Source organism: Streptomyces sp. NPDC004126 (genome assembly GCF_050275515.1).
In the GTDB taxonomy this organism is placed as follows: domain Bacteria; phylum Actinomycetota; class Actinomycetes; order Streptomycetales; family Streptomycetaceae; genus Streptomyces.
Genome location: NZ_JBNNPF010000132.1, coordinates 1 through 1,389, shown reverse-complemented (window position 1 = coordinate 1,389; position 1,389 = coordinate 1). Strand labels below are relative to the sequence as shown.

Annotated in this window: 1 protein-coding gene; it reads right to left on the bottom strand. The window is 69.5% G+C overall.

The window, feature by feature from the left end:
- Positions 1-121: 121 nt before the first annotated feature.
- Entirely contained in the window at positions 122-1,330 is a 1,209-nt protein-coding gene (locus tag ACQKM2_RS40850) for an IS701 family transposase (protein ID WP_427719283.1), read from the bottom strand.
- Positions 1,331-1,389: the final 59 nt, after the last annotated feature.

The window sequence follows — 1,389 nt, the reverse complement described above, 5'->3', positions numbered from 1 at the left end:
CTAGTAGTGCTTTGTTAGGTGGTGTCGTAGGTCTGCCATGGGATGGTTTGTCGGCAGGTGGGGCAGGTTCCGGTCCAGGTGGCGATGAGGTGTTGGAGGAGGTCCAGGGCCTGGTAGAGGGTCAGGCCCTGGCAGGGGCTTTTGGGCTGCTCCGCTGTTCGGTCAGGAACAGGTGGGCGGCGCTGACGAGGGTGACGTGGCGGTGCCAGCCGGTGAACGAGCGGCCTTCGAAGTGGTCCAGGCCCAGGGCCGTCTTCAGCTCGCGGTAGTCGTGCTCGATGCGCCAGCGGGACTTCGCGAGGCGGACCAGGTCCTTGGCGGGAATGTCCGCGGGCAGGTTCGAGATCCAGTACTTCACCGGTTCCGCCTCGCCTTCGGGCCACTGCGCGATCAGCCAGAGGAGCGGGATCGTGCCGTCCTCGGCTGGTTTGGGCCGGCGGCCCGCAAGGCGGACCCGCAGGAGCACGAAATGCGAGCTCATCGCGGCTTTGGAGCCCTTGCGCCAGGTCACGGCCCGGCCCCTCCGGCGTCCCGCGGCCAGCACGTGTTCGCGTAAGGACACGGGCCGGGTGCGGTAACGGGGCAGCGGGCGGGGGCCGAGCCCTGAATAGGCGGGCTGATGCGGCACCGCTTCCTCGCCATGAGCGGTCATCTCGGCTTTGACCTGCAGGACGTAGGCGAGCCCGCGGTCTTCCAGACCGTGGCGGAAGTCGGCGTTCGCACCGTAGCCGGTGTCCGCGACCAGGGCGGCGGGACGCAGGCCGATCCCGGCGAGTTCGTCGAGCATGTCCAGGGCGAGCTGCCACTTCGGGCGGTGGCATTCGCTGTCGGGGATCCGGCAGGCCGCCCGGCGCGGGGCCGCCTGGGGCCCGTCCCACGACTGCGGCAGGAACAGCCGCCAGGACAGCGGGCACGAGGCGGTGTCGGATGCGGCGTGGACGCTGACACCGATCTGGCAGTTGCCGACCTTGCCCAGGGTGCCCGAATACTGCCGGGCCACCCCGGGCGAGGCAGTGCCGTCCTTGGGAAACCCGGTGTCGTCCACCACCCACACCCGCGGATGCACCACCGCCACTGCCCGCCAGGCCAGCCGGGCCCGCACGTCGGCGACCGGCCAGGTCGAGGACGTCACGAACTGCTGCAACTGCTGATGGTCCACCCCGAGCCGCTCGGCCATCGGCTGCATCGACTTGCGCCGGCCGTCCAGCAGCAGGCCCCGCAGATACAACTGGCCCTTCGCCCGCTGGTCCCGCCGCACCAGCGGCGCGAACACCTCGGAAGCGAACTCCTCCAACCGGCCCCGCACCGCCGCAAGCTCCCCAGCCCTCATACAACCAGCGAACTACCAGACACCCGACACGACAAGACCAGCTAACAAAGCACTACTAG